The 22146-nt window shown below is 53.6% G+C and carries 17 protein-coding genes, 3 tRNA genes and 3 rRNA genes; 15 read left to right on the plus strand and 8 right to left on the minus strand.

Annotated features, from left to right (window positions below):
• Window positions 1-115: 115 nt before the first annotated feature.
• The 5 genes from tsaA to metN all read right to left on the minus strand — a co-directional run bounded on the left by tsaA (window position 116) and on the right by metN (window position 3901).
• Complete coding sequence (gene tsaA, locus SB13_RS04745) at window positions 116-823, minus strand: tRNA (N6-threonylcarbamoyladenosine(37)-N6)-methyltransferase TrmO (protein WP_026739258.1); 708 nt, start codon at window positions 821-823, stop codon at window positions 116-118.
• Window positions 820-1230 (minus strand): Rcs stress response system protein RcsF, encoded by a 411-nt coding sequence (gene rcsF, locus SB13_RS04750; protein ID WP_026739259.1) that lies wholly within the window; start codon window positions 1228-1230, stop codon window positions 820-822. Before rcsF ends, tsaA begins: the two co-directional genes overlap by 4 nt.
• 113 nt (window positions 1231-1343) lie before the next feature.
• Entirely contained in the window at window positions 1344-2159 is an 816-nt protein-coding gene (locus SB13_RS04755) for a MetQ/NlpA family lipoprotein (RefSeq protein WP_026739260.1), read from the minus strand.
• A 64-nt stretch (window positions 2160-2223) separates the two neighbouring features.
• Window positions 2224-2877 carry a methionine ABC transporter permease MetI gene (locus SB13_RS04760; protein ID WP_026739261.1) on the minus strand — a complete coding sequence of 218 codons (654 nt, stop codon included), beginning with the start codon at window positions 2875-2877 and terminating at the stop codon, window positions 2224-2226.
• The gene (gene metN, locus SB13_RS04765) at window positions 2870-3901 is read right to left on the minus strand and encodes a methionine ABC transporter ATP-binding protein MetN (protein ID WP_026739262.1); all 1032 of its coding nucleotides are present in this window, start codon (window positions 3899-3901) and stop codon (window positions 2870-2872) included. Before metN ends, SB13_RS04760 begins: the two co-directional genes overlap by 8 nt.
• A gap of 182 nt (window positions 3902-4083) precedes the next feature.
• Between metN and gmhB the strand changes: the two genes are divergently transcribed.
• From gmhB to SB13_RS04800, 7 genes are all read left to right on the plus strand, one after another.
• Window positions 4084-4656 carry a D-glycero-beta-D-manno-heptose 1,7-bisphosphate 7-phosphatase gene (gmhB, locus tag SB13_RS04770; protein ID WP_026739263.1) on the plus strand — a complete coding sequence of 191 codons (573 nt, stop codon included), beginning with the start codon at window positions 4084-4086 and terminating at the stop codon, window positions 4654-4656.
• Window positions 4657-5018: 362 nt separating this feature from the next.
• Window positions 5019-6560, plus strand: a 16S ribosomal RNA gene (locus SB13_RS04775).
• A gap of 137 nt (window positions 6561-6697) precedes the next feature.
• Window positions 6698-6773: transfer RNA gene (locus tag SB13_RS04780), tRNA-Glu, on the plus strand.
• Between the two features lie 224 nt (window positions 6774-6997).
• Window positions 6998-9906: ribosomal RNA gene (locus SB13_RS04785) — 23S ribosomal RNA — on the plus strand.
• Between the two features lie 106 nt (window positions 9907-10012).
• Window positions 10013-10128: ribosomal RNA gene (rrf, locus tag SB13_RS04790) — 5S ribosomal RNA — on the plus strand.
• The 16S, 23S and 5S rRNA genes sit together here with 3 tRNA genes alongside, the layout of an rRNA operon.
• A gap of 65 nt (window positions 10129-10193) precedes the next feature.
• Window positions 10194-10270 (plus strand) — tRNA-Asp (locus SB13_RS04795).
• Between the two features lie 8 nt (window positions 10271-10278).
• Window positions 10279-10354 (plus strand) — tRNA-Trp (locus tag SB13_RS04800).
• A 181-nt stretch (window positions 10355-10535) separates the two neighbouring features.
• Here the strand turns inward: SB13_RS04800 and hdfR are convergent.
• Complete coding sequence (hdfR, locus tag SB13_RS04805) at window positions 10536-11378, minus strand: HTH-type transcriptional regulator HdfR (RefSeq protein WP_026739264.1); 843 nt, start codon at window positions 11376-11378, stop codon at window positions 10536-10538.
• 119 nt (window positions 11379-11497) lie between these two features.
• On the opposite strand from hdfR, the gene SB13_RS04810 reads away from it, so the two are divergent.
• On the plus strand, window positions 11498-11836 hold the full coding sequence (locus SB13_RS04810) for a MaoP family protein (RefSeq protein WP_026739265.1): 339 nt from the start codon (window positions 11498-11500) through the stop codon (window positions 11834-11836).
• Between the two features lie 52 nt (window positions 11837-11888).
• Here the strand turns inward: SB13_RS04810 and SB13_RS04815 are convergent, their stop codons facing one another.
• Window positions 11889-13415, minus strand: coding sequence for a YifB family Mg chelatase-like AAA ATPase (locus SB13_RS04815; RefSeq protein WP_026739266.1), 1527 nt, complete (start codon window positions 13413-13415; stop codon window positions 11889-11891).
• Window positions 13416-13746: 331 nt separating this feature from the next.
• Here SB13_RS04815 and ilvL point away from each other — a divergent pair, with 331 nt between their 5' ends.
• The 7 genes from ilvL (at window position 13747) to SB13_RS04845 (ending at window position 21188) form a co-directional block, all read left to right on the plus strand.
• Complete coding sequence (gene ilvL, locus SB13_RS17190) at window positions 13747-13845, plus strand: ilv operon leader peptide (RefSeq protein ID WP_071999801.1); 99 nt, start codon at window positions 13747-13749, stop codon at window positions 13843-13845.
• Between the two features lie 142 nt (window positions 13846-13987).
• Entirely contained in the window at window positions 13988-15637 is a 1650-nt protein-coding gene (ilvG, locus tag SB13_RS04820) for an acetolactate synthase 2 catalytic subunit (RefSeq protein WP_026739267.1), read from the plus strand.
• A complete protein-coding gene (ilvM, locus tag SB13_RS04825; RefSeq protein WP_026739268.1) occupies window positions 15634-15876 on the plus strand; it encodes an acetolactate synthase 2 small subunit in 243 nt (80 codons plus the stop codon). The genes ilvG and ilvM overlap by 4 nt, the downstream gene beginning before the upstream one ends.
• A 37-nt stretch (window positions 15877-15913) precedes the next feature.
• A complete protein-coding gene (ilvE, locus tag SB13_RS04830; protein ID WP_026739269.1) occupies window positions 15914-16840 on the plus strand; it encodes a branched-chain-amino-acid transaminase in 927 nt (308 codons plus the stop codon).
• Between the two features lie 78 nt (window positions 16841-16918).
• The gene (ilvD, locus tag SB13_RS04835; protein ID WP_026739270.1) at window positions 16919-18769 is read left to right on the plus strand and encodes a dihydroxy-acid dehydratase; all 1851 of its coding nucleotides are present in this window, start codon (window positions 16919-16921) and stop codon (window positions 18767-18769) included.
• A gap of 5 nt (window positions 18770-18774) precedes the next feature.
• A complete protein-coding gene (ilvA, locus tag SB13_RS04840; protein WP_026739271.1) occupies window positions 18775-20319 on the plus strand; it encodes a threonine ammonia-lyase, biosynthetic in 1545 nt (514 codons plus the stop codon).
• A gap of 134 nt (window positions 20320-20453) precedes the next feature.
• On the plus strand, window positions 20454-21188 hold the full coding sequence (locus SB13_RS04845) for a DUF2461 domain-containing protein (protein WP_026739272.1): 735 nt from the start codon (window positions 20454-20456) through the stop codon (window positions 21186-21188).
• 22 nt (window positions 21189-21210) lie between these two features.
• On the opposite strand, the gene ilvY is transcribed toward SB13_RS04845, so the two are convergent.
• A complete protein-coding gene (ilvY, locus tag SB13_RS04850) occupies window positions 21211-22101 on the minus strand; it encodes an HTH-type transcriptional activator IlvY (protein ID WP_026739273.1) in 891 nt (296 codons plus the stop codon).
• Window positions 22102-22146: the final 45 nt, after the last annotated feature.

Below are 22146 nucleotides of genomic sequence, written 5' to 3' on the forward strand. Positions count from 1 at the left end.
GGTGTTGTAGTTCCGTAAGAACGATAAATGGCGTGGGCCGAAGGGCCTGAGCATAAATAAAAAGTGGCTTAGTTTACCAGCGAGGAACGTTCCCCAAAAGAGATGCAGACGTTTTTTAACGGGTATCCAGGCATATTACTTCTGTTTGCCCGTTGGTCACTCTCCAACGCACGTTGAATTCCAGTAATAGCGCAGCATACTCCTTCTCATCATGGCTGGTTTTACGGTAGGCCGGACGTGGATCTTGTGCCAATACCTGGGTGATGAAACGGCGCAACTGTGGATGACGATCGTGCCAGGCGAGCAGCTGTTGTTCCGCCAGTGGAGAAAACATCACCGGCATGTCTGCGTCCGGTGCGCAGGGCGCGAAGCCTGCTTGTGCCTGTGGCTGGCTTTCGGCGAAGGGAAGATAGGGCTTAATGTCGATCACGGGCGTGCCATCCACCAGATCCAGACTGCCGAGTTCCAGCACCAGCTCGTGCTTGTCGGCACGAACGCCTTTGAGCTCGACCAGCGACATCCCGATAGGATTGGGACGAAACGTTGAACGGGTAGCGAAAACGCCCATCCGCGCATTGCCTCCCAGACGAGGAGGACGTACCGTGGGACGCCAGCCTGCAGACGCCGTCTGATGAAAAACGAACAGTACCCATAGATGGCTGAAGTCGGAAAGCCCGCGCACAGCTTCCGGTTGGTTGTAGGGCGGCAGCAGGTGTAGTTCACCTCCACCATCTTCAATCAGACCCGGTTGTCGAGGGACGGCAAACTTCTCTTTATAAGGGGAGCGGATAACACCGACCTGATCGAAGGAGAACTCGCTCATTGAGAGGAGACTTTCAGCGCAGTGCCTTCACAGATAGCCTGGCGATAGCAGCTGTCGACATCGCTCACGATCTGGCNCTCATGCAGCAGCACCGCATTCGCCTTCAGGCTTGTCGCCCGGCTTTGTAATCTTTTTCTTGCTGTGGCGATGCTCGGCTGAGGATCCTGCGCTGTTGCCTGGCATGAGGAACCGGAGACTTCGCCCATATCGTGGAAAGGCTTCCCTACCAGCTCTTCGGCGCTTTTGTACAGTACGGCAGGCGTAGCCGGAGGGGAGGGTTTAGTTTTAGGCGTCGTTTCAACGGCTGACGGTGTCTCGGGCTGGGATGTGGTAGGCGTAGTCGATTTGTGTAGCAGAGAACATCCTGTCAGCGACAGCGATAACATTACAATGGGCAAGGCACGCATAGCTTTTCCTCTGGCTTTCATAAGTGCGCTTATTGAAGCAAGCTATGCGAAAAATAACAAGACGGGCCGAGNCCCGTCAGTAGGATATTTTATCGTTTCATGCAATGGGAAACTTACCAACCTTTGACGGCACCGCCATTAAAAGTTTTCAACGCGGCCTGATTCACTTCATCAGACTGGTAAGCACTGACGAACTTCTTCACATTTTCCGCATCTTTATTGTCTTCACGGGCGACCAGCAGATTGACGTACGGAGAGTCTTTATCTTCGACAAACAGTCCGTCTTTGGTCGGCGTCAGATTGATCTGGCTGGCGTAAGTGGTATTGATAACGGCCAGGGCAATCTGGTCATCATCCAGCGAACGTGGCAACTGAGGCGCTTCCAGTTCTACCAGCTTCACATGTTTCGGGTTTTCGACGATGTCCAGAGAGGTCGGCAACAGCCCAACGTTGTCTTTCAATTTGATCAGCCCCTGTTTTTGAAGCAGCAACAGGGAACGGCCCAGGTTGGTCGGGTCGTTAGGAATGGCGATTTGCGCGCCGTCCTGCAGTTCGCTCAGAGATTTAATCTTTTTCGAATACCCTGCGATGGGATAAACGAAGGTGTTGCCGACGGACACCAGTTTGTAGCCGCGATCTTTGATCTGCTGATCCAGATAGGGTTTGTGCTGGAACGCGTTCAGATCGATGTCGCCCTTGCTCAACGCTTCGTTAGGCAGAACATAATCGTTGAAGGTGACCAGCTCAACGTCCAGACCGTATTTTTCCTTGGCCACTTTCTGGGCTACTTCCGCGACCTGCTGCTCGGCACCTACGATGACGCCGACCTTGATATGGTTAGGATCCTTTTCTTCCTGTCCGCATCCTGCCAGCGCCAGAGCACCAACCAATGCGCCTACTGCGGCGATAGATTTCAATTTAATAGCCATATTCCTTACCTCTGCTTAACAGTCTTGTTATCACGCACTTTCAAGGTGCATGGCAATGGAACAATTACTTGCGGGTGACAGCCCGAACTGCGCGATCGCCGCAGAATTGAATGATAAAAACCAACACAACCAACAGTACTAATACCGTATTCATCACAGTCGAGTTATAGCCGACATAACCATACTGATAACCGATTTGTCCCAGGCCGCCGGCGCCTACGGCACCCCCCATTGCAGAATAGCCCACCAGAGTAATCAACGTGATGGTCGCGGCGTTGATCAGGCCGGGCAGCGCTTCAGGCAGCAAGATTTTTTTGATGATTTGCATCGGCGTGGCTCCCATCGCCCGTGCGGCCTCAATCAACCCGCCGGGGATTTCCAACAACGCATTTTCCACCATACGGGCGATAAACGGCGCGGCGCCTACGGTCAGCGGTACGATCGCGGCCTGAAGGCCAATAGAAGTGCCGACAATCATGCGGGTAAAAGGAATCATCCACACCAGCAATATAATGAAGGGGATGGAACGAAAGATATTCACGATGGCCGAAAGCGCGCGGTAAAGTTTGGGATTGGCGATAATCTGTCCCGGACGCGTTATATAAAGAAGCACACCGACAGGCAGTCCCAGTACGAAACCGAAAAAGCCTGAAACCAGGGTCATCACAATTGTTTCCCACACGCCGCGGGCCATTAACCACATCATGGCTTCAGACATAACCGAGTACCTCTATATTTGCGTGGTTGTCTTGCAGGAATTTGATAGCTGCAGTGGTATCCGCTTCCGTGCCGGCCATTTCCGCCAGCATGATGCCGAACTTAACCCCGCCCGCGTAATCCATCTGCGCACTGATAATATTGTTGTTTACGTTGAAGCGCCGTGCGATTTCAGACAGCAGCGGAGCATCAACAGACTGACCGGTAAATTCCATGCGCAGCAGAGGAATACTGCCCTCATGAGGCGTTGGCGTCAGACGAGCGATATAGTCGTCCGGAATATCCAGATGTAATGTTGAATGAATGAACTTCTGAGCCAGCGGCGTTTTGGGATGAGAAAACATCTGTCCGACGGTGTCTTGCTCAATCAGACGCCCTTCACTAATGACGGCGACCTGATCGCAGATGCGTTTCACGACATCCATTTCGTGGGTGATCAACAGAATGGTCAACCCCAAGCGCCGATTGATATCTTTCAGCAACTCCAAAATCGCGCGAGTCGTAGCCGGGTCCAACGCGCTGGTGGCTTCATCGCACAATAGAACCTTGGGGTTGCTGGCCAACGCGCGGGCGATTGCAACACGCTGTTTCTGGCCACCAGACAGGTTGGCGGGATACACATCGTGCTTATCCGACAATCCAACCAGCTCCAGCAATTCATCGACGCGCTGTTTGATCTTGGCGGACGGCAGATTATCCAGCTCCAGCGGCAAAGCAACGTTACCGAATACGGTACGTGACGAGAGCAGATTGAAATGCTGGAAAATCATGCCGATTTGGCGGCGTGCGCGCGTTAACTGGCTATTTGATAACGCCATTAAATCCTGTTCGGCGACCAGAACGGTCCCTGATGTGGGACGCTCTAGTAGGTTAATGCAGCGGATCAAGGTGCTTTTACCCGCGCCAGAAGAGCCGATGACGCCATAGATTTGGCCCGCCGGAACGTGCAGCGTCACGTCGTCAAGCGCTGTGATGGCTCGACCGTTTTGCTGGAAAATCTTTGTAATATGAGAAAGTTTTATCATGAGTTCTATCAATAGGGGCCGCGGGCCGATGAATAACACTTACTTATACTGACCATTTGTTGTCGGGATGCTAAGGCGTCTAGACGTCCAAGTCAATCGAGATTGTAACTCTGCTATCATTCTATCCAGCAGCGAAAACTGCGATACTACGGCGCAATTTTCTCTATCGGGAGCAAAGTAAAGTGGCAACCAGCGTTCCAGCAATTTTTCTCGACCGCGACGGCACGATTAATGTCGATCACGGTTATGTACACGAAATCGATCAGTTTCAGTTCATCGACGGCGTTATCGATGCGCTGCGCGAGCTGAAGTCCATGGGATTTGCCTTGGTGCTGATTACCAATCAGTCGGGTATCGCGCGCGGCAAATTCACGGAAGACCAGTTCATGCAATTGACCGAATGGATGGATTGGTCATTGGCCGATCGCGGGGTAGACCTGGACGGCATCTATTTCTGTCCGCATCATCCGGAAGGTTCTGAAGAAGAGTATCGCCAGAAGTGCGACTGCCGGAAACCACAGCCGGGTATGCTGAAATCTGCCCAAGAGCATCTGCACATCGATATGGCTTCTTCTTATATGGTTGGCGACAAAGTCGAAGATATGCAGGCTGCCGCCGCTGCAGGGGTAGGAACTAAAGTCCTCGTACGTACGGGTAAACCGGTGACGGAAGAGGGCGAACAACTGGCTGATTGTGTAATAGAGAGTCTGGCAGACCTGCCAAAAGCCATAAAAAGCATAAAAAACAAGCGTTGAGACTGAAAAACGAGCGTATAGCAAAAAAGATTAAAAAAGGGGTTGTGCAACCCGGAGAGATCCCTATAATGCGCTCCCACTGACACGGCACAGCGGACAACGCGACGCGGTGACAGTCGGAGAAAAACGAAGAAAGTCGTTGACTCTGAATGAGGTAAGCGTAATATACGCGGCCTCACGTTAGTCGCCACGGCGGCAACGAAACGCTCTTTAACAATTTAATCAGACAATCTGTGTGGGCACTCACAAGACACTATCGCAACTAGATACGAAAAAGTCTTGAAGAGTGAACAACAGTTAATTCATTACGAATAAACAGTAAATTCTTTGAGCATCGCTATTAACTTAGCAAATCAAGCTTTTAATTGAAGAGTTTGATCATGGCTCAGATTGAACGCTGGCGGCAGGCCTAACACATGCAAGTCGAGCGGCAGCGGAAGGAAGCTTGCTTCCTTGCCGGCGAGCGGCGGACGGGTGAGTAATGTCTGGGGATCTGCCCGATGGAGGGGGATAACTACTGGAAACGGTAGCTAATACCGCATAACGTCGCAAGACCAAAGTGGGGGACCTTCGGGCCTCACACCATCGGATGAACCCAGATGGGATTAGCTAGTAGGCGGGGTAAAGGCCCACCTAGGCGACGATCTCTAGCTGGTCTGAGAGGATGACCAGCCACACTGGAACTGAGACACGGTCCAGACTCCTACGGGAGGCAGCAGTGGGGAATATTGCACAATGGGGGAAACCCTGATGCAGCCATGCCGCGTGTATGAAGAAGGCCTTCGGGTTGTAAAGTACTTTCAGCGGGGAGGAAGGCAGTGAACTTAATACGTTCACTGATTGACGTTACCCGCAGAAGAAGCACCGGCTAACTCCGTGCCAGCAGCCGCGGTAATACGGAGGGTGCAAGCGTTAATCGGAATGACTGGGCGTAAAGCGCACGCAGGCGGTTTGTTAAGTCAGATGTGAAATCCCCGAGCTTAACTTGGGAACTGCATTTGAAACTGGCAAGCTAGAGTCTTGTAGAGGGGGGTAGAATTCCAGGTGTAGCGGTGAAATGCGTAGAGATCTGGAGGAATACCGGTGGCGAAGGCGGCCCCCTGGACAAAGACTGACGCTCAGGTGCGAAAGCGTGGGGAGCAAACAGGATTAGATACCCTGGTAGTCCACGCTGTAAACGATGTCGACTTGGAGGTTGCGGTCTTGAACTGTGGCTTCCGGAGCTAACGCGTTAAGTCGACCGCCTGGGGAGTACGGCCGCAAGGTTAAAACTCAAATGAATTGACGGGGGCCCGCACAAGCGGTGGAGCATGTGGTTTAATTCGATGCAACGCGAAGAACCTTACCTACTCTTGACATCCAGAGAATTTAGCAGAGATGCTTTAGTGCCTTCGGGAACTCTGAGACAGGTGCTGCATGGCTGTCGTCAGCTCGTGTTGTGAAATGTTGGGTTAAGTCCCGCAACGAGCGCAACCCTTATCCTTTGTTGCCAGCGATTCGGTCGGGAACTCAAAGGAGACTGCCGGTGATAAACCGGAGGAAGGTGGGGATGACGTCAAGTCATCATGGCCCTTACGAGTAGGGCTACACACGTGCTACAATGGCGCATACAAAGAGAAGCGAACTTGCGAGAGTAAGCGGACCTCATAAAGTGCGTCGTAGTCCGGATTGGAGTCTGCAACTCGACTCCATGAAGTCGGAATCGCTAGTAATCGTAGATCAGAATGCTACGGTGAATACGTTCCCGGGCCTTGTACACACCGCCCGTCACACCATGGGAGTGGGTTGCAAAAGAAGTAGGTAGCTTAACCTTCGGGAGGGCGCTTACCACTTTGTGATTCATGACTGGGGTGAAGTCGTAACAAGGTAACCGTAGGGGAACCTGCGGTTGGATCACCTCCTTACCAAAGTGAAGTGCTAGTGAAGTGCTCACACAGATTGTCTGATGAAAAAGCAAGAGCAAAAGCGCACCTGTTGATGATGAGTCTCTGACTCATGCTGATGCGGAACGATTGAGCCGGAAGGCTGAGTCGGATTTCGTGTCCCCATCGTCTAGAGGCCTAGGACACCGCCCTTTCACGGCGGTAACAGGGGTTCGAATCCCCTTGGGGACGCCATACCGATAATGAGTGAAAGGCATTATCACCTGAATATCTTAAAGATGACTTTAACGAGTCGTGTTTAAGATATTGCTCTTTAACAATCTGGAACAAGCTGAAATTTGAAACGATGCAGCTGAACATGTCTCTCCGTGCAGTATTGAGATGTGATTTGGTTGTGTCAGAGTCTCTCAAATAATCGCAGCGTGAAGCGTGTCTTACGAGACACCTTCGGGTTGTGAGGTTAAGTGACTAAGCGTACACGGTGGATGCCTAGGCAGTCAGAGGCGATGAAGGGCGTGCTAATCTGCGAAAAGCGTCGGCAAGGTGATATGAACCGTTATACCCGACGATACCCGAATGGGGAAACCCAGTGCAATCCGTTGCACTATCGCAACATGAATACATAGTGTTGCGAGGCGAACCGGGGGAACTGAAACATCTCAGTACCCCGAGGAAAAGAAATCAACCGAGATTCCCCTAGTAGCGGCGAGCGAACGGGGAGGAGCCCAGAACCTGAATCAGTTTGTGTCTTAGTGGAAGCGTCTGGAAAGTCGCACGACAGAGGGTGATAGTCCCGTACACGAAGAGGCATGGATTGTGAGTTCGATGAGTAGGGCGGGACACGTGTTATCCTGTCTGAATATGGGGGGACCATCCTCCAAGGCTAAATACTCCTGACTGACCGATAGTGAACCAGTACCGTGAGGGAAAGGCGAAAAGAACCCCGGCGAGGGGAGTGAAATAGAACCTGAAACCGTGTACGTACAAGCAGTGGGAGCCTTGATTTATCAGGGTGACTGCGTACCTTTTGTATAATGGGTCAGCGACTTATATTCTGTAGCAAGGTTAACCGAATAGGGGAGCCGCAGGGAAACCGAGTCTTAACTGGGCGTTAAGTTGCAGGGTATAGACCCGAAACCCGGTGATCTAGCCATGGGCAGGTTGAAGGTTGGGTAACACTAACTGGAGGACCGAACCGACTAATGTTGAAAAATTAGCGGATGACTTGTGGCTGGGGGTGAAAGGCCAATCAAACCGGGAGATAGCTGGTTCTCCCCGAAAGCTATTTAGGTAGCGCCTCGTGAACTCATCTTCGGGGGTAGAGCACTGTTTCGACTAGGGGGCCATCCCGGCTTACCAACTCGATGCAAACTGCGAATACCGAAGAATGTTATCACGGGAGACACACGGCGGGTGCTAACGTCCGTCGTGAAGAGGGAAACAACCCAGACCGCCAGCTAAGGTCCCAAAGTCATGGTTAAGTGGGAAACGATGTGGGAAGGCCCAGACAGCCAGGATGTTGGCTTAGAAGCAGCCATCATTTAAAGAAAGCGTAATAGCTCACTGGTCGAGTCGGCCTGCGCGGAAGATGTAACGGGGCTAAACCATGCACCGAAGCTGCGGCAGCGACACTCAGGTGTTGTTGGGTAGGGGAGCGTTCTGTAAGCCTGCGAAGGTGACCTGTGAGGGTTGCTGGAGGTATCAGAAGTGCGAATGCTGACATAAGTAACGATAATGCGGGTGAAAACCCCGCACGCCGGAAGACCAAGGGTTCCTGTCCAACGTTAATCGGGGCAGGGTGAGTCGACCCCTAAGGCGAGGCCGAAAGGCGTAGTCGATGGGAAACAGGTTAATATTCCTGTACTTGGTGTTACTGCGAAGGGGGGACGGAGAAGGCTAGGTTATCCGGGCGACGGTTGTCCCGGTTTAAGCGTGTAGGNGGATGTTTTTGGTAAATCCGGAACATCATTAACACTGAGGCGTGATGACGAGTCACTACGGTGATGAAGTGACCGATGCCAAGCTTCCAGGAAAAGCCTCTAAGCTCCAGGTAACACGAAATCGTACCCCAAACCGACACAGGTGGTCAGGTAGAGAATACCAAGGCGCTTGAGAGAACTCGGGTGAAGGAACTAGGCAAAATGGTGCCGTAACTTCGGGAGAAGGCACGCTGGCGTTGGTGAAGGGACTTGCTCCCGGAGCTGATACCAGTCGCAGATACCAGCTGGCTGCAACTGTTTAATAAAAACACAGCACTGTGCAAACACGAAAGTGGACGTATACGGTGTGACGCCTGCCCGGTGCCGGAAGGTTAATTGATGGGGTCAGCCGCAAGGCGAAGCTCTTGATCGAAGCCCCGGTAAACGGCGGCCGTAACTATAACGGTCCTAAGGTAGCGAAATTCCTTGTCGGGTAAGTTCCGACCTGCACGAATGGCGTAATGATGGCCAGGCTGTCTCCACCCGAGACTCAGTGAAATTGAACTCGCTGTGAAGATGCAGTGTACCCGCGGCAAGACGGAAAGACCCCGTGAACCTTTACTATAGCTTGACACTGAACCTTGAGCCTTGATGTGTAGGATAGGTGGGAGGCTTTGAAGTGTGGACGCCAGTCTGCATGGAGCCAACCTTGAAATACCACCCTTTAATGTTTGATGTTCTAACGTGGGCCCCTAATCGGGGTTGCGGACAGTGTCTGGTGGGTAGTTTGACTGGGGCGGTCTCCTCCCAAAGAGTAACGGAGGAGCACGAAGGTTAGCTAATCCTGGTCGGACATCAGGAGGTTAGTGCAAAGGCATAAGCTAGCTTGACTGCGAGAGTGACGGCTCGAGCAGGTGCGAAAGCAGGTCTTAGTGATCCGGTGGTTCTGAATGGAAGGGCCATCGCTCAACGGATAAAAGGTACTCCGGGGATAACAGGCTGATACCGCCCAAGAGTTCATATCGACGGCGGTGTTTGGCACCTCGATGTCGGCTCATCACATCCTGGGGCTGAAGTAGGTCCCAAGGGTACGGCTGTTCGCCGTTTAAAGTGGTACGCGAGCTGGGTTTAGAACGTCGTGAGACAGTTCGGTCCCTATCTGCCGTGGGCGTTGGAAGATTGAGGGGGGTTGCTCCTAGTACGAGAGGACCGGAGTGAACGCACCACTGGTGTTCGGGTTGTGATGCCAATCGCATTGCCCGGTAGCTAAGTGCGGAAGAGATAACCGCTGAAAGNATCTAAGCGGGAAACTTGCCCCGAGATGAGTCTTCCCTGGGACTTCGAGTCCCCTGAAGGGCCGTTGAAGACGACGACGTAGATAGGCTGGGTGTGTAAGCGTAGCGATACGTTGAGCTAACCAGTACTAATGACCCGAGAGGCTTAACCTTACAACACCGAAGGTGTTTTTAGAGAGACGGAATTCAGCTTGTTCAAAGATTGGTTCTGGTGGTTGCACGGAGAGAGTGTGTAACGGCTGGAATGAAACAGAATTTGCCTGGCGGCGATAGCGCGGTGGTCCCACCTGACCCCATGCCGAACTCAGCAGTGAAACGCCGTAGCGCCGATGGTAGNGTGGGGNCTCCCCATGTGAGAGTAGGGAACTGCCAGGCATTAATTTAAGGTGCATAGCACCGGTTACTGGAAGCAGGTTATCCGGTAACGATACAGAATCGGTGGAGCGGTAGTTCAGTTGGTTAGAATACCTGCCTGTCACGCAGGGGGTCGCGGGTTCGAGTCCCGTCCGTTCCGCCACCCTATTTAGGGGCGTAGTTCAATTGGTAGAGCACCGGTCTCCAAAACCGGGTGTTGGGAGTTCGAGTCTCTCCGCCCCTGCCAAGAAATAACCCTTCACATCATGTGAAGGGTTTTTTTTGTCTTTTTTATATCCTATCCAAAGGATGAATCACACCCTCAGGCACACTTCCCTCTCTATTTTGAATAGAATTCTATCTTTCTAATCCCGAGCGGTTGGGGAATCACAAAAAACGTATTTTCTCACTGCATTTTTTCTTCTAAGTCACGGAGTAGTGATGGTATCTAGCAACGAAATAGGGACTTTCAGCAATTGCCGAATCAACGCTTGTTGGTCGCTATTTTGCAGCCATACGGCATAAAAAGAACGGCTAACCACAGGGGCGGTCTCGACGACTTGAAGTTCTTCATATTGCCGTTGCCAATGATTAGGCAAGAATGCACATCCTCTCAATGTAGATATCAACTGACGCGTTAGCTGGGCGGATGTGGTTGTCAGCACGGGCATATGGTCGCTCGGGAATAATCGGTTTTCCTGTTGATGAAAATCGGCTCCCCATTCGAGCTTGATATAGGGAATATTTTCTTCTGATTGTTGCCCCTTGACCGTAAAAAGCGATAACGAGAAATTTCCCAGTAATTGGCTGGCAAGTTCTTCCATTTTCGGGGGCTCAGTCGTGATAAGGAGATCCAACTGTCTATCAAGCAACTGGTGCACCAGAGACTGGCGTAGCGCGATTCTAGCCTCCAGTTGGAGCATTGGTCGTTGCTGATAGAGTTCATTGAGCCATGACGTCAAATAAGCCTCCCACAGAGAAGCCGTAGCGCCGATGGAAAGAAGGTTATGTTGCTGTGAGCGAGCAACCTCTTTCTTCGCGATAGACCAGGTGCCAATCAGGTTCTCGGCATAGGGCAACAGCCTTTCTCCTGCTGGCGTCAGTCGGATATTATTACGGTGTCGAGTGAACAGATTAGCGCCAAGTTGGTTCTCGAGTTGGCGGATACGAAAGCTAACTGCCGATTGTGTTAGATAGAGTGATTCCGCAGCACGACCGAAGTGCCTGGTTCTGCTCACTTCCAGGAAGGTTTTCAATAAGTCGGTGTCCATGCTGTTCTCCAAAAAAAATTTGTCGTGATGATTTAAATGTTTTGTTTTACAGGAAGTCAAGCCTATCTAATACTCCGCGCCATAAAGGGCACGACCATAAAGCATTAGGAGCGTGTAAAATGGCAGAAAGCTTCTCAACAACCAGTCGTTTTTTTGACAACAAATTCTATCCGCGTGGTTTCTCCCGACACGGTGACTTTACGATTAAAGAAGCCCAACTGCTGGAGCGTCATGGCCATGCATTGAACGAGCTTGATATCGGTAAACGTCAGCCGATCACGGACGAAGAAATCCAGTTTTTGGCCGTTTGCCACGGTGAACGTAAACCTGAAACGGAGTTGGAAAAGATCTGGATCAAATATACGACACGTGTTCGCCGTCCCAAACGTTTCCACACTTTATCGGGTGGAAAACCGCAGATGGACACGGTTGAAGAATTTACTGAAAGTGAAGATTGATCGAATGGGGACTCGGTCCCCATTTTTCTTTTTGACTGAAGGCTACTTCTCTTCAAGCCAAATTTTTATGTAATTGAATCAATAATCGATCCATACAGCGGTAGCTCAGGGCTTCTGCAAGATGTTTTCGGTTAATACTCACTTCCTCTGATAGGTCTGCAATGGTGCGGGCAACTTTCAAAATTCGATGCCAGGCGCGTACCGAAAGCCCAAGCTTGCTCATAACTTCTTCGAGATATTGCGCATCTTCAGATCTCAGATGACAGAACGTTTCAATTTCCCTGGGGCTTAGGTAGGCGTTGATCTTGTCCGCGCGTTCTAATTGCCGTTGTCGGGCAGCCAACACACGTGCCCGTACTGTGGCGCTATCTTCCCCCTGACTACGCTGTTTGCGCAGAATTCCCGGCGGCAACAGCGGCACTTCGATAGAGATATCAAACCTATCTAGAAAGGGGCCTGAGAGGCGGTTGAGATAGCGTAAAATTTGCTGCGCTGGCATGCGGTTATGAATGCCCTGATAGTGTCCTGATGGGCTCGGGTTCATCGCTGCGACCAATTGGAATCGTGCCGGATAGCAGACCTTGGCACGGGCGCGTGAGATGACGATCTCTCCCGACTCAAGCGGTTCGCGAAGCGAATCGAGAACGCGCCGCTCAAATTCCGGCAGTTCATCCAGAAAGAGAATCCCATTATGAGCGAGGGAAATTTCTCCGGGCTTAGGCAGAGAGCCGCCGCCAACCAAAGCTGCGATTGACGACGTATGATGAGGCGCCCGAAACGGCCTGCTACGCCACTTATCCGGTCCGCTATAACAGCTCACCAAGCTATTTATCGCCGCGCTTTCCAACGCCTCAGAGTCATTGAGTGGCGGCATCAATCCTGCCAACCGGCTCGCAAGCATGGTTTTCCCTGTACCAGGAGGGCCGAGAAACAGCAGATTGTGACCCCCCGCGGCGGCAATTTCCAGCGCACGCTTGGCTTGCTCTTGGCCGACGATATCCTGCAAATCAAGGTCGGACTCCGTTTGATGTTGCTCTGGTGGCAACAGGCGATTGCTCGACAGCGTGACCTTGCCATGTAAAAAAGCGCATACCTGCAGCAAATGATTCGCCAGCACCGCTTCACCCTCTGGAATCAGCGCCATCTCCCGTTGATTATCTTCGGGGACGATCAACTGCCTACCCGATTTCTGCGCTTCCAATGCTGCCGAGATAGTGCCGTTAACGCCTCGTAGTGCTCCTGAGAGACCCAATTCACCCAGGAATTCATACTCACTCAGTTTATTGCCAGGAACCTGTTCAGACGCCGCTAAAATCGCTAAAGCGATAGGCAGATCGTAACGCCCACCTTCTTTGGGAAGATCCGCAGGAGCCAAATTGACGGTAATTCGTTTGGCGGGAAAGGTGAAACCGCAGTTAAGCAGGGCGCTTCGTACCCGATCGCGTGCTTCCTTCACCGTGGTTTCCGGCAGGCCAACCAGCGTGAGTGCCGGCAGCCCATTGCTGATGTGTACCTCGATCGAGACCTCTGGAGCCTGCATTCCGATCGTTGCCCGCGTAAAGGCTATGGCGAGTGTCATCGTGTTTCCTCCCTTTGCGGGGAATTATGACCGCCGTTTTTTGTGGCAAAAGAATGTCAGAGTGATTTTGCGAAGCGGTGCGAGGAAATAATTAGGGCGCGCATTTCAGGTATGGAGAATTTCACCATACGGTATTCGGCCTGTGCCAAGTGAAAAAATGGAATTGGCTATTGAAGTCATTTATTAAATTTAATAACTGAATAATAAGAATTTTATTTTTCTTAAGACCGAAGTGGCCAAATAATCACGGAAAAAAAATGTTGTCAGCCCTCGTCTGACTATGGTAACTCTGTAGTCATTCGTTCGACACTGATTAATGAATAAACCGAAAATGAAAGCGTTTGCCCTCGTGATTAGCCTAGTCGTCATTAGCGTGGTGGTGATTATTAACCTACCGTGCGGGGCAGCACTTGGACGAAGAATGGCTTAAAAATCAAGGCCGAATTCAAGAAAAACCCCCGCACCAACTGGTCGGGGGTTTTTTTTATGGGGTCGAAATTCGTAACAAGGGAGCAGAGAATGTTCAACAGCATAAAATCCTGCCATACCCGAAAGAAGTTGAGGAAATAACTATGAATGGGGCTCAGTGGGTGGTACAAGCGTTGCGAGCGCAGGGAGTGGATAGTGTATTTGGCTATCCTGGTGGCGCAATCATGCCAGTTTATGATGCATTGTATGACGGAGGCGTCGATCACCTGCTATGCCGCCATGAACAAGGCGCTGCAATGGCCGCTATCGGCTATGCTCGAGCGACAGGTAAAGTTGGCGTGTGCATCGCCACTTCCGGACCGGGAGCAACCAATCTGATCACCGGTCTGGCGGATGCGCTGTTAGATTCTGTACCGATTGTGGCGATCACCGGTCAGGTCGGATCTTCACTGATTGGGACCGACGCCTTCCAGGAAATCGATGTTCTTGGCCTCTCGCTGGCGTGCACTAAACACAGTTTTCTTGTCGACTCCCTCGAATCCTTACCGGAAATCATGGCGGAAGCCTTTGCTATCGCCCAAAGTGGACGTCCGGGACCGGTACTGGTCGATATCCCCAAAGATATCCAGCTGGCCGAAGGCGGCGAATTTACCCCTTACGTTCCCTCTCCGGCAGAAACCGACAGCCTGCCGACGCAGGCGCTGACCGATGCCAATACATTGCTGGCTCATGCCAAACAGCCCGTGCTGTATATCGGCGGCGGCGTGGGAATGGCGCGTGCGGTTCCCGCTTTGCGCGAGTTTTTGGATACAACGCAGATCCCCTGTGTCGTGACCTTGAAAGGGCTTGGCGTCGTCGAGACGGATTACCCTTTCTACCTCGGCATGATCGGGATGCACGGAACCAAAGCAGCGAATCTCATGGTACAGCAATGTGACCTGCTCATTGCCGTGGGCGCGCGCTTTGACGATCGCGTGACCGGTAAACTCAACACGTTTGCTCCGAATGCCAGTGTGATTCACATGGATATCGACCCGGCAGAACTGAACAAGCTGCGTCAGGCTCACGTGGCGTTGCAAGGGGATTTAAACCAACTGTTGCCCGCATTAAAACAGCCGCTGCGTATTGATGCCTGGCGTCAGCAGGCGACGTTGATGAAAGCCGAGTATCCGTCACGCTACGATCATCCGGGTGAAGCCATCTATGCGCCGGCCCTGCTGAAAACGTTGTCCGAACGGATGCCGGCTAACACCGTCATCACCACCGACGTGGGACAGCATCAGATGTGGGCTGCCCAACATATGCGGGTCAATCGTCCGGAAAATTTCATTACGTCCAGCGGCCTCGGCACGATGGGGTTTGGGGTGCCTGCCGCAGTGGGTGCTCAGGTCGCGCGGCCTGATGATACGGTTATCTGTATCTCCGGTGACGGTTCTTTCATGATGAACATCCAGGAACTGGGCACGATCAAGCGAAAGCGTCTGCCGATGAAAATCGTGCTGTTAGACAATCAACGATTAGGCATGGTGAGGCAGTGGCAGGAGTTATTCTTCGAAGAACGCTACAGCGAAACGACGCTCTCCGATAACCCTGACTTCCTGACGCTAGCGAGCGCATTTGGTATCCCCGGCCAAAGCATTACCCGTAAAGACCAGATTGATTCCGCTTTGAACGCACTGTTGAACAGCGACGGGCCGTACCTGTTGCATGTATCTATCGATTCGTATGAAAACGTCTGGCCGCTGGTGCCGCCCGGTGCCGGCAATGAAACTATGTTGGAGGAGAACGAATGAAACGCCATCAGATTTCAATTCAGGCCCGTTTTCGAGCAGAAACGCTGGAACGTGTGTTGCGCGTCACTCGCCATCGCGGGTTTCAGGTTTCCGCCATGAACATGTCGTCGGAGAACGACGGCGCCCAGTTAAATATCGAACTGACCGTTGCGAGCCAGCGGCCGGTCGATTTACTGTCAACCCAATTAAGCAAACTGCTGGACATCTCGCGCGTTGAGATCCAGTCACTGAAAGCATAATAGATACGTGCCTGAGGCACCGAGAAGGAAATTAACAATGACAAAGAAAGCTGACTATATCTGGTTCAACGGCGAAATGGTTCCTTGGGCTGATGCAAAAGTTCACGTGATGTCTCACGCCTTGCACTACGGTACTTCCGTCTTCGAAGGCGTCCGTTGCTATGACTCTCACCGTGGGCCGGTTGTGTTCCGCCACCGCGAGCATATGCAGCGTCTGCATGACTCCGCCAAGATCTACCGTATGCCGCTGTCTCAGAGCGTCGACGAACTGATGGAAGCGTGTCGCGAAACGCTGCGCAAAAACAACTTATCCAGCGCTTATATCCGTCCGTTGGTGTTCGTCGGCGATGTCGGTATGGGCGTGAACCCGCCGGATGGCTATAAAACAGATGTCATCATCGCGGCCTTCCCATGGGGAGCTTATCTGGGCGAAGAAGCCCTGGATCAGGGTATTGATGCGATGGTGTCTTCGTGGAACCGCGTGGCGGCCAACACGATCCCGACCGCGGCCAAAGCTGGCGGTAACTATCTGTCCTCGCTGCTGGTGGGTAGCGAAGCCCGTCGTCATGGCTATCAGGAAGGGATCGCGCTGGATGTTCATGGTTACGTTTCCGAAGGCGCTGGCGAAAACCTGTTCGAAGTGAAAAACGGCATCATCTTCACACCGCCGTTCACCTCTTCCGCGCTGCCGGGGATTACCCGCGACGCCATTATCACGCTGGCGAAACAAAAAGGATTCGAAGTCCGCGAACAGGTGCTGTCCCGCGAATCACTCTATCTGGCTGACGAAGTCTTCATGTCTGGTACTGCCGCGGAAATCACGCCAGTTCGCAGCGTCGATGGCATTCAGGTGGGTATCGGAAAATGTGGTCCTGTCACCAAGCAGCTTCAGCAGGCATTCTTCGGCCTGTTCACGGGTGAAACAGAAGATAAATGGGGCTGGCTGGATCCGGTTAACCGTTAATCACATCACCGATTTTCTTTTCTTACCGGCAGCGCGCTTTGCTGCCGGTCATCTGTTTTAAACTGGAGTAATCAGAGTATGCCTAAGTACCGTTCAGCCACCACCACGCATGGTCGTAATATGGCTGGAGCGCGAGCCTTGTGGCGCGCCACAGGGATGACCGACGCCGATTTCGGCAAGCCTATCATTGCCGTTGTGAACTCGTTCACGCAATTCGTTCCCGGGCACGTTCACCTGCGCGATCTGGGCAAGCTGGTCGCGGAGCAGATCGAAGCATCCGGCGGCGTAGCCAAAGAGTTCAATACCATTGCGGTCGATGACGGCATCGCGATGGGTCACGGCGGTATGCTCTACTCCCTGCCTTCCCGCGAATTGATTGCGGATTCCGTGGAGTACATGGTGAACGCACACTGCGCTGACGCCATGGTCTGCATTTCCAACTGTGACAAGATCACCCCGGGAATGATGATGGCGGCTTTGCGCCTCAACATTCCGGTGATTTTCGTTTCCGGCGGCCCGATGGAAGCCGGTAAAACCAAACTGTCCGATCAGCTGATCAAACTGGATCTGGTCGATGCCATGATTCAGGGCGCCAATCCGAAAGTCAGCGATGAAGACAGTCTGCAGATCGAACGTTCGGCCTGTCCGACCTGCGGCTCCTGCTCGGGTATGTTTACCGCCAACTCAATGAACTGTCTGACCGAGGCGCTGGGCCTGTCGCAACCGGGTAACGGTTCTTTGCTGGCGACGCATGCTGACCGTAAACAGCTGTTCCTCAACGCCGGTAAGCGCATCGTCGAGCTGACCAAACGTTACTACGAGCAGGATGACGAGAGCGCGTTGCCGCGTAACATCGCCAACAAACAGGCCTTCGAAAATGCGATGACGCTGGACATCGCGATGGGCGGCTCCACCAACACGGTTCTCCATCTGCTGGCTTCCGCGCAGGAAGGCGAGGTCGACTTCACCATGGAGGATATCGATCGCCTGTCGCGCAGGGTTCCGCATCTGTGCAAAGTCGCGCCGAGCACGCAGAAATACCACATGGAAGACGTTCACCGCGCGGGCGGCGTGCTGGGTATTTTGGGCGAGCTGGATCGCGCCGGTCTGCTGCACCGTGATGTGACCAACATTCTGGGCATGTCGCTGCCGGAAACGCTGGCGGCCTACGATGTCATGCAGACTCAGGACGAAAGCGTGAAGAAAATGTATGCGGCGGGCCCGGCGGGTATTCGTACCACACAGGCTTTCTCGCAGGATTGTCGTTGGGATTCGCTGGATACCGACCGTAAGGAAGGGTGTATCCGCACCAAGGAATTCGCCTACAGTCAGGACGGTGGTCTGGCCGTACTGTACGGCAACCTGGCGGAAGACGGCTGTATCGTTAAAACGGCAGGCGTGGATAAAAACAGTCTGGTGTTTACCGGTCCGGCCAAGGTGTACGAGAGCCAGGATGATGCGGTAGAAGCCATTTTGGGCGGCAAGGTCGAAGCTGGCGATGTCGTGGTCATCCGTTACGAAGGTCCGAAAGGCGGTCCGGGGATGCAGGAAATGCTGTATCCGACCAGCTTCCTGAAGTCGATGGGTCTCGGCAAAGCTTGCGCGCTGATCACCGACGGACGTTTCTCGGGCGGAACGTCCGGTCTGTCCATCGGCCATGCTTCGCCGGAAGCGGCCAACGGCGGCCTGATCGGGCTGGTGGAAGACGGCGATACCATCGCCATCGATATTCCAAACCGGGGAATTGTACTGGATGTCGCCGAGGGCGAGCTGGCCCAGCGCCGGGAAGCGCAGCTGGCGCGCGGAGACGCGGCTTGGACGCCGAAGAACCGCGCTCGTCAGGTTTCATTTGCATTACGTGCCTACGCCAGTCTGGCGACCAGCGCTGACAAAGGTGCCGTCCGGGATAAAAGCAAGCTGGGAGGCTAAAGCTGATGGCAGTTTCACAACCCCTTTCCGACGCCCCTTGCGGCGCGGAATATCTGCGGGCGGTTCTCCGCTCGCCGGTGTATGAAGTCGCGCAGGTCACGCCGCTGGAGCGGATGGACAAGCTATCTGCCCGTTTGGGCAATAACATTCTGGTGAAGCGGGAAGATCGCCAGGCTGTTCATAGTTTCAAACTGCGCGGCGCCTACGCCATGATGGCCGGGCTAAGCGATGAACAGAAGTCCCATGGCGTGGTGACGGCTTCGGCCGGCAACCATGCTCAGGGTGTGGCGCTCTCCGCCAATCGTCTGGGCATTAAAGCCCTGATCGTCATGCCGGTCGCCACGGCGGATATCAAAGTCGATGCCGTACGTGGTTTCGGCGGCGAAGTGCTGTTGCATGGCGCTAACTTTGATGAGGCCAAAGCCAAGGCTATCGAACTGTCTGAACGGGATAAAATGACCTTCGTTCCGCCGTTCGACCACCCGGCCGTGATTGCCGGGCAGGGCACGCTGGCAATGGAACTTTTGCAGCAGGATGCGCATCTTGATCGGGTTTTCGTCCCGGTCGGCGGCGGCGGCCTGGCGGCGGGCGTGGCGGTATTGATTAAACAGCTGATGCCGCAAATCCAAGTCATCGGCGTTGAAGCTGAAGACTCTGCTTGCTTGCGCGCCGCGCTGGATGCGGGCGAGCCGGTGGATTTGGCTCGCGTCGGTCTGTTTGCGGAAGGCGTGGCGGTCAAACGTATCGGCAACGAGACTTTCCGTCTGTGCCGGGAGTATCTGGATGATGTCATCACGGTCGATAGCGACTCGATCTGCGCCGCGGTCAAAGACTTGTTCGAAGACGTGCGTGCGGTTGCTGAGCCATCGGGCGCGTTGGCGCTGGCCGGGATGAAGAAATACATTCAGCAGCATAACATTCAGGGCGAGCGTCTGGCGCACGTGCTGTCCGGCGCCAACGTCAACTTCCACGGGCTACGCTACGTATCTGAACGCTGCGAGCTGGGCGAACAGCGGGAAGCGCTGATGGCGGTCACCATCCCTGAGCAGAAAGGCAGCTTCCTGAAGCTATGTCAGCTGCTGGGCGGTCGAGCCATCACCGAATTCAACTATCGCTACTCCAGCGACGAAGAAGCCTGCATCTTCATGGGCGTCCGCCTCACGCGCGGTCATGAAGAACGGCAGGAAATTCTGTCCGATCTGCAGGCGGGCGGCTATCAGGTGGTCGATCTGTCTGATGATGAAATGGCGAAATTGCACGTGCGTTACATGGTGGGCGGGCGGCCGTCCAAGCCGCTGCAGGAAAAACTCTATAGCTTCGAGTTCCCTGAATCGCCGGGTGCGTTGCTGAAATTCCTCATTACGCTGGGAACGCACTGGAATATTTCTCTGTTCCATTATCGTAGCCACGGCACGGACTATGGCCGCGTGTTGGCCGCGTTTGAACTTGCCGAGCGCGATGCCTCGTTTGAGCGCCACTTGCAGGATCTGGGTTATGAGTGTCACGAAGAAACCCAAAATCCGGCTTTTCGATTTTTTATGAAAGGCTAAGACGACGCTAAGTTTCGCGTATCGGTAGACCGTCGCGCGCCCGCTGGATGTTCTTCAGCGGGCGCGTTATCGGTTGGGGAAAAAGCGGGTGACCGTTTCCCACCTCCCCTCATTTTTTACGGTGGTCATGAGCCATGACGACAGGATTCAACGGATTTTCACAACAGGGACTCACCTTTTTGCTGCAGGTGCGTCAACACAACAGCAAAGAGTGGTTCGAGGCGCATCGAGCCGACTACGAGGCCACGCTCCTGGTTCCGTTTCGCGCGCTGCTGGAATCGCTTGGCATCACGATGCTGCAAATCGACGAACATTTCGAAACGCGCCCCACCAAAACCCTGTCGCGTATCCACCGGGATACCCGTTTCTCTCGGGACAAGTCCCGCTATCGCAGCACGATGTGGCTGACGTTTAAGCGCAGCCGTAAAAACTGGACGGATGCGCCGACCTACTTCTTCGAAATCAGACCGGACAGCTGGCACTACGGGTTGGGTTACTACAGCGCCAGCCGACCCACGATGGAGTTGTTTCGTCAGACATTGCGAGAAAATCCGCATCGTTTTCTCAAGGTCGCGGCCTGTCTGGGAGACGAATTTACGCTGGAAGGCGAGAGTTACCGCCGACCGCTCATCAAAGACCAGCCCGCGGCGCTGGCGCACTGGTATAACCGCAAATCGCTGGCGGCGGTGGCTTCCCGTCAGGATATGTCCCCGTTGTTTAGCGGCGAATTAGTGACGATGCTGGCCGAGGGCTTCACCCGGCTGGAGCCGTTATACCGCTATCTGATGGACATTGAGAGGATGAAACGGGCCGAGCAGGCAGGCGCTTTCAACGCCTCGTCCGACCGGTCTCTGCCGCCGCAACGTTAATTCCTCTGCGGCATCGATCGCGCTATTGCGTCTCCTGTAGCGTCTCCCAGAAGGCGGCAATCAGTGGTTCGCTCAGGCGCTTTTTCTGCATACAGATCCCGAGCGGGATAGGCTCCAGAATTTGTTCCTGCAAGACGAACACACGCTTACGCACGGGTTCAGGGCTATTTTCCAGCACGACGTCGGGGACCAGCGCCACGCCACACCCCACCGCGACCATCGACACCATGGCTTCATGTCCGGCGACGGTCGCATAGATGAGCGGATTGGCGATCTTCTGATGGCGGAACCAGCGTTCGGTGAGTTTTCTGACCGGTCCGTACTGCGGCAAAATGAAGGGAACCTGAGCCCAGTCAGGGTCAGGATCCTGCATTTGCACCTGGACAGGACAAGGCATCGTGGGGATGACCAGCGCGATGCGAATGTTGCCGATGGGGATGAAAACCATGCTGGGCGGCAGCGTCTCGGGATGGCCGGCGATGCTGAGATCGGCGACGTTCGAGCGCACCTTGTCTACGGCGTCGGCGGCATCGCCCGTCGTCAGCTTGATTTCCACCAGCGGGTGGCGTGCGCGGAAGCGATCCAGAATCGTGGGNAAATGACTATAGGCACCCGTCACAGAGCAAAATACCCGTAGTTCGCCGCTAAGCGACTGGCCATGCTGCGACATCGCCAGCTGCATCTGCTGGTACTGCAACAGCGTTTGCTGGGCGAAAATTTTCAGATGCTCGCCGGCCTCGGTCAGTCGTACCGTGCGGTTATCCCGTAGAAACAGCGCCTGCCCGATGTCTTCCTCCATACGCTGTATCTGGCGCGACAGGGTCGACGGGCTGATATGCATAGCCTTGGCGGTGTGACCAAAATGGTGACTTTCCACCAGATGCAGGAATAATTTGAGATCGCGTAAATCCATCGGATGCAGGCCCTGTTTTTTATGTTGCAGATTATGCAATGTAGC

Source organism: Lonsdalea quercina subsp. quercina (genome assembly GCF_000688695.1).
Taxonomy (GTDB): domain Bacteria; phylum Pseudomonadota; class Gammaproteobacteria; order Enterobacterales; family Enterobacteriaceae; genus Lonsdalea; species Lonsdalea quercina_D.